Origin of the sequence: Bacillus sp. JJ1503 (assembly GCF_036965125.1) — a bacterium.
GTDB lineage: Bacteria > Bacillota > Bacilli > Bacillales > Cytobacillaceae > Cytobacillus.
This window is the reverse complement of the sequence record NZ_JBALOZ010000226.1, coordinates 9392-16439: the sequence shown is the minus strand read 5'-3', so window position 1 is coordinate 16439 and position 7048 is coordinate 9392. Positions and strand designations below refer to the sequence as shown.

General features: G+C 37.3%; 8 protein-coding genes. 1 reads left to right on the top strand and 7 read right to left on the bottom strand.

Annotated elements, in window-relative coordinates; all coding sequences use genetic code 11:
- The 4 genes from V7149_RS17055 to ycaC form a co-directional block, all read right to left on the bottom strand.
- Window positions 1-1598, bottom strand: a 1598-nt coding sequence (locus tag V7149_RS17055) for a DNA topoisomerase 3 (RefSeq protein WP_335346807.1), incomplete at its 3' end; no start/stop codon positions are given.
- A gap of 204 nt (window positions 1599-1802) precedes the next feature.
- On the bottom strand, window positions 1803-2435 hold the full coding sequence (locus V7149_RS17050; RefSeq protein ID WP_335346806.1) for an FMN-dependent NADH-azoreductase: 633 nt from the start codon (window positions 2433-2435) through the stop codon (window positions 1803-1805).
- Between the two features lie 159 nt (window positions 2436-2594).
- Window positions 2595-3038, bottom strand: a complete 444-nt coding sequence (locus V7149_RS17045) for a MarR family winged helix-turn-helix transcriptional regulator (protein WP_335346805.1) — start codon at window positions 3036-3038, stop codon at window positions 2595-2597.
- A gap of 139 nt (window positions 3039-3177) precedes the next feature.
- Window positions 3178-3816, bottom strand: a complete 639-nt coding sequence (gene ycaC, locus V7149_RS17040) for an isochorismate family cysteine hydrolase YcaC (RefSeq protein WP_335346804.1) — start codon at window positions 3814-3816, stop codon at window positions 3178-3180.
- Between the two features lie 135 nt (window positions 3817-3951).
- Between ycaC and V7149_RS17035 the strand changes: the two genes are divergently transcribed.
- A complete protein-coding gene (locus V7149_RS17035; protein ID WP_335346803.1) occupies window positions 3952-5211 on the top strand; it encodes a glycosyl hydrolase family 18 protein in 1260 nt (419 codons plus the stop codon).
- 68 nt (window positions 5212-5279) lie between these two features.
- On the opposite strand, the gene V7149_RS17030 is transcribed toward V7149_RS17035, so the two are convergent.
- From V7149_RS17030 to V7149_RS26570, 3 genes are all read right to left on the bottom strand, one after another.
- On the bottom strand, window positions 5280-5900 hold the full coding sequence (locus tag V7149_RS17030; RefSeq protein ID WP_335346802.1) for a nitroreductase family protein: 621 nt from the start codon (window positions 5898-5900) through the stop codon (window positions 5280-5282).
- 169 nt (window positions 5901-6069) lie between these two features.
- Complete coding sequence (gene cdaS / locus V7149_RS17025; RefSeq protein ID WP_335346801.1) at window positions 6070-6690, bottom strand: sporulation-specific diadenylate cyclase CdaS; 621 nt, start codon at window positions 6688-6690, stop codon at window positions 6070-6072.
- 239 nt (window positions 6691-6929) lie between these two features.
- A partial coding sequence (locus V7149_RS26570; RefSeq protein ID WP_438824125.1) for a BA3454 family stress response protein occupies window positions 6930-7048 on the bottom strand: 119 nt, incomplete at its 5' end.

Genomic DNA, 7048 nt, shown 5'->3' with positions numbered 1-7048 from the left:
TAATTACGGTCTTTCAACATTGTAATAATGCCTGCTCTTGTTGCTTCTGTTCCAAGACCTTCGGTTTTCATAAGCACTTTTTCCAGTTCTTTGTCTTCTATATGCTTGCCAGCTGTCTTCATGAGTGTAATAAGCTGACCTTCTGTGTATCTTTTAGGCGGCTGGGTTTTACTTTCTTTTACCTCTGCCATTATCACATTGCCTTTTTCTCCTTTTTGTAATGGAGGCAATTCTGGTTCATTGTCTTTTTCCACCTGCGGAATGACCTTCCTCCACCCCTCTTCAAGCTGAACCTTCCCCTTTGATAGGAATTTAGCTCTCCCTTCAACGAGTGTTTTCACGGTCGTATATTCGGTGACAGCCTTTTCATAATGTGCGGCAATAAGACTTCGCACGATGAGATCATACAGCTTTTTTTCATCAGGAGAGAGCTTTTCCAGGCTTGGTACTTGCTCAGTAGGAATAATGGCATAGTGGTCTGTTACTTTTTTGTCATTCACATATCTTTTATTATGAACTAGTGAATTTGTCGGCAAAGGGAAAAAGGGTTGATAATCACTGATTCGTCCGATCTTTTTCAGGATTTCCGGAAATAGCTCTGCTTCCCCTTTTGTCACATGTCTCGAATCAGAACGAGGATAGGAAACGATCCCTTTTTGATAAAGCTTTTGTAATACATCTAAGGTTTTTTTTGGAGGTAGCTTGAAGCGGCGATTTGCTTCTGCCTGAAGTGCTGATAAATTAAATAGTAACGGAGGAAGAAATTCCTTTTTTTCTGCCTGAACTTCTGCGACCTCTGCTTCTTTATTTTGGCAAAAAGCAGCAATTTTTTCGGCAAGCTCCTTTGTCTTTATTCGCGTCTCTCCGTCATTTTCCCATTTTCCCGTATATTTTTTTCCATTTATTTTAAATTGGGCTTGGACTTCCCAAAAAGGTTCTGATACAAAGCTCTGAATCTCGTTTTCTCTTTTTACAATTAAGGCAAGGGTTGGTGTTTGCACCCTTCCTACTGAAAAAACATCAGAAAACCCTTGCTGCTGGAGAAGAAGGCTATATAGGCGAGAAGCGTTCATCCCTACGACCCAGTCTGCACATGCTCTCGTATATGCCTCATAATAAAGGTTACGTGTTTCTGATTCTTCCAGTAATGATTGGAAACCATCTTTAATGGCTTTTGGGGTTAACGAAGATATCCAAAGCCTTTTCATCGGAAGCCTCGATTTAGTAATACGGAGAATATTTCTAATAATTAATTCTCCTTCACGGCCTGCATCCCCCGCATGGATAACTTCTGTCAGCTTAGGGTCGGAAAGAAGATTTTTTATTATGTAAAACTGTTTTGCTTTATCTTTCGTCACTTCATATTCAAATTGTGATGGAATAATCGGCAATGAATGCAGTGACCATTTCTTCCACGCAGAATCATATTTTTCTGGTGCTGCCAGCTGGCATAGATGGCCTACTGCCCATGTCACATAGGCTCCTTGGGGAAAAACATCATTTGGAAAAATTTCTACAAACCCTTGATGCTTCTTCATTTTAAAAACGGAAGCCAGCGTCACTCCCTGGTCAGGCTTTTCCGCAATAATAAGTTTCATCTATTGCTCACTTCCAATTTTGATGATAATTTTGACAACTATATTAATACTACTGAATCAGTGAGCAAATAACTAGACTTAAATAAAACAGTTTTCTAATTAAATCTTTCATTTGCTTTGATCTTCCGAAATAAATTAGCCCCAAAATTGTTCGCTTAACAATTTTGGGGCTGTATTTAAATATTTGTATTTTTAATTTAATAATTATACTGTAACAGCTGATAAACCTTTTGCTACATTTTCTACTTTTGCTAAACCTTCAGCAATAATCGTTTCGGCTTGAGCTGGCATAGCAGCGTGTCCTTCAATTATCACTTCATCAACAAGCTTCATACCAAATACTCCGCCGCATACATTTTTAATATAAGTAGCAGCCATCTCCATTGGTGCTGCTTCTGGTGATGAGTAAATGCCTCCGCGAGCACTTAGAACAACGAATTTTTTGTCAGTTAATAATTGTACCGCATTGCCATTTTCATCATATTTGAAAGAAAATCCAGCTTGGTAAATATAGTCGATGAAAGATTGTAATTTAGCTGGGATTGTTAAGTTCCATAATGGGAACGCGAATACAACTACATCTGCAGCTGTTACTGCATCCATTGCTTTTTGTTTAGCAGCCAAAATACGCTTTTCCACGTCTGTCATTTCTTCGCCAGACGCTACTTTACCGAAAGCGCTGAATAAATCTTGACCAAGGTAAGGCATATCTTCTGCAAATACATCGTAAGTAGTTACGTTTACACCTTCAATGTTATTCATGAAAGCTTCATACATTTTAGTTGATACTGCTTCAGATGCTGGGCGGTTGTTTGCTTTTACTACTAGAATATTCATTATGTTTTAAGTCTCCTTTAGATGTCTTTGATTTAATTATCTCGAATTAATAATATATCAAACTAGAACTTAAGTCAATCGAAAATTTGAAACTAATTATAACCAAAATTAGGCACTGGTTTTTCAACTTGATTAATCAAGCGATAATGCAAAAAAAAATTACAAAGGCGGTAATTCTTTTTTTTGGCTATGTTTATGGATACGAGTCATCAGAGTGTACAATGTTTTCGTTTCTTCCTCGTTTAAAACCTCATCAAAAAATGACGATTGAAACGCGAGTTGAGCTGGCATCGCCTCATCTAAAATCGCTTCACCCTTTTCAGTGAGACTGATCGTTTTTGTTTTCCAATCTTGCTTGCGCACTATATAACCTTCTTTTTCAAGCCGTACAAGCATTCGGGAAATACCACCTTGCGTAACTGTTACTTTATCAGCTAGCTCCATTTGCGTTAGCGGCTGATAAACTTGTATTTGCACGAGCACATCAAATTGTGCTGTTGTAATATCAAAACGCTTTAAAAAATCATTCGAAAGCTGGTTACTGCGGTTCGTAAAACGCATTAAGCGTAACCATATTAAAGACCCCATCGTATTATTACGCAACTCGTTTCCCCTCCCTAACATTAACCTAATTATCACTTTACCACTCAACTGAATAGAAATCAAGTTAAACCTCTCATAATCAAAAACGCAGCAAATTTGCTGCGTTTTTGATCCGATAAGTTAATCACTGTTAATTTAGTTATTGATTGCCTAGGTCGCGCTGAGCCCCCGTATAACTCCCGATTACATTTTGATAACCCGGAAGATGGCCTGCAAGCAGGGCGCCAAATCCTTCTTTGTCGTTGCGCCAATCGCGTTGCAATTCGCTTGCCACACTAAACCAATTCATGAGCTGTACTCCTGCATTAGCCATACGCATTAATGCGGCGTTCGCCACCTGCTTGTTGAAAGTTCCGGAAGCATCGGCGACAGCAAATACTTCATAACCTGCCTTCACTGCGGAAAGTGCCGGAAAAGCAACGCAGACATCGGTCACCACACCGGCTATAATCAGTTGTTTCTTGCCATTTTCCTCAATCGCCTTGACGAAATCCTCGTTGTCCCAGGCGTTGATTTGACCTGGTCGAGAGATCTTTGGCGCATTTGGAAAGAGATCGACGAGTTCTTGCATAAGCGGTCCATTGGGACCATTCTCAAAGCTTGTGGTCATGATGACGGGCAGATTAAAAAATTTAGCAGTATTGGCCAAAGCCAAAACATTATTCTTGAATTCGTCTACACCGTAGTCACGGACAAGGCCGGAAATGAGTCCGGTCTGATGGTCCACTAGAAGAAGCGCAGCTTTATCCTTGGAAAGACGTGAATAGAGATCAGACAATTTGTATTCCTCCAAAATTTATGTATTATAAACGATTCCCTTTTTGTATTTCCTTCACTTTAATTTATTTCCAACATTCAATAAAAACAATTACATATATTTAAACTAATACTTATTTTCGAAAAGAGGGTTGCCATGTTTATTTATGTCGTTAAAGAGAGTGATTCTGTGTTTTCGATTGCAACTAAATACCAAGTCTCTATGGATAGTATACGCAACATAAACAGATTAAAAACAGATAGATTAGTACCAGGTCAAGATTTGCTAATTCCGACTAATATATATATTGTTCAGCCCGGGGATTCACTTTATTCCATCTCTCAAATGAGTTTAATTTCAATAGAAACTATTCGTTTATATAACGGGTTGCACTCCGATATATTAATGGTTGGAATGAGGTTATATTTGCCCCCTAGACTTAAGTATGAAGCTGAAGGTTTTAGTTATATAACACCCTCTACACCTGAAAAGAATCAAGTAATCGTCCAAACCTTCGCACCGATTAATACTTTTTTTGGAATTTTTGAATACCATGTTCTTGAAGATGGAAGTTTGAGCACTTTAGATGATCAGCAACTTATTCGAATTGTGAAAGAGAATAAGGTTGCACCCCTTGCCGTTATCACGAATTTGACCCCGACAGGATTTAGTCCCGAATTAACGAGAAAAGTATTAAATACTCCTGAAATTAGAGAAAGATTAATTAATAATATCTACAACCTTGTCAAAACAAAAGGATATGCAGGTGTAAATATTGATTTTGAACGGATTCGCGAAAGTGAAAGGGATTTGTATAGTGGCTTCTTACGTTCTTTAAGTGATCGATTGAGGCCTGAAGGATATTATACATCCGTAGCGGTACCGGCTAAAACAAGTGACGAAATTTCTTGGTTAAAAGGTTATGATTACGGAGGAATTGGAGCAGCTGTTGATTTTGTCTTTATTATGGCTTATGACTGGCACGAAACAAGCAGTTCACCTGGTCCTACTGCTCCCATTGGGGAAGTGAGAAAAACAATCGAGTATGCTCTTAATCACATGAGAGGAAATAAAATTATCCTTGGTGTTCCACGCTATGGATATAATTGGACAATGGCAAATGGAACAGTAGAAAGTGCCCGTGCCGTATCTGTCTCTACTGCAGTAGAAACAGCTATGAAATATCAAGTGCCAATCCAATATTCATCAGAATATCAGCAGCCTTTCTATCAGTATCGAGACGAAACGGGTAAGCGACATATTGTGTGGTTCGAAGATTCAAGGGCCCGAGCTCAAAAACTTCAGCTAATGGTTAATTATCGTCTAAGAGGGGTTGGGGCCTGGCAATTGGGATTACATTTTCCCCAATCAGGTATCCTAGTAAGGGAATTTATGATTCCAAAAAAGATTATTTAATAACAAAAAACTGGTTTCCTATAGATAAATGGGAAACCAGTTTTTTAAATAACTTTTTGCATGATCATTTAAATATATGTAACAAATTCGTCTACTGGTTTACGGTACCCTCTTGGTTTTCTGCTCTGTACTTTTTCCTTTCCAAGGGCAATCATTAATACTGGTTCATATTGATCAGATATGGATAATAATTTTTTCAATTGTTCTGGGTCAAACCCAATCATCGGACAAGTGTCCCAGCCTTTGCTTTTAGCAGCAAGCATGAATAACATCGCTGACAGTGAAGCATTACGAATGGCTTCATCACGCTGGAATACTTCTCCTCTCTGATCATATAAAGACGTTACATCTTGTATTTCATTGTCATACTCTTGTTTGCTTAATATTCCTAAAGCAAGTAGTCCTTCATTGATTTGCCCCACATCTTGATAAGCCTTCTTATCACCTAGAACAATAATTACTGCTGAAGCAGTTCCAACTTTATGTTGATTATATGCTGCCTTTTTTACGCCTAACTTCAACTCTGGATCCATTACTACTAGATAATTTGTATGCTGGAGATTGAATGCAGACGGTCCCATTTTTACAAGATCAAAAATTTCATCAAATTCTTTTTTTGAAATTGGATTATTTTCCAAAAAATTACTTGCTGATCGTCTTACTCTAACTACCTGTTCAAATGTTTCCATGTTCATACACCTCAACTGAATTTTTTCAGGCATCCTACTTTCAGTTTACTAGGCAATTGATAAAAGGGCAAACATTTTGTTTTTAATTTGAGATATTTAATTTAAGAGTTTTAATTAAATTAAAAACCTAGGCTTCTCCGTTTGACTTAGAAAAACCTAGGTTATAACTTCAAATTATTTCTCCTGTAGTGATTGGGTGCAAGCTTCCATTAAAAGCAAATGAGATTCTACCCGTCTCCTCAGATACAACAAGCACAAGAGCGTCACTTTTTTCGGATAAACCTAGTGCAGAGCGATGACGTGTACCTAGTTTTTTATCACCCGTATATTTGTCAGAAAGTGGGAGGACATTAGCTGCGGAGACGATATGATTTTGACTTACCAACACAGCCCCATCATGTAGAGGATTTCCCGGAAAAAAAATTGATTCCAATAAAGTATGGCTCAATTCTGCGCCTATTGAGATACCAGGATGAATCAAAGATTCAAGAGAATCCTCTCGTTTAATAACAATTAATCCTCCATGTCTCCGATCAGACATATTTTGTACACAGATTGATAATTCCGGATATTTATCCGTAAACGGAGATAAATAACAGTTTAAATAAAAAGTAGCTGCTTTCATTTCAATATGTACAAATTGATTTTTTATTTTTTCAAAATTTCCAAGAAGGCAATAATTTTCATTATCCATTGTTTCTAAGCTGCTCTGCAGGGCTGAAATAACTTGGACGATATCCTTTTTTAATGATTGTTTCATCGGTGAAAGGTCGCAATTATTCTGATTCATGGAGCCATACCTCCTTTTTGTAATCATTATTTTATATGGATGATGAAATTTACAACTTGTAAAATAATTAAACAAGTTACTCAATTTATAACCAGAGCCTACCATAAGTTTGTCTACATGAGCCTTAATTATTCACTGTTGAAAAAGGAGCCGAAAAAACTCCTTGAAAGATGTAGAGGCTTCCCTAAGTAAGTTGTAAACATACTGCTTAGGATAGCCCCTTTTTATTTTTTTATGAGTTACTTATTTCTCAATTGTTTTAATACTTGTTCTTTAGCTATAAGGTTAATTTTGTCACATGTTATTCCTTTATCACCAATAACATTTGTTAAATAATTTTTACCGTTAACAGTAACAG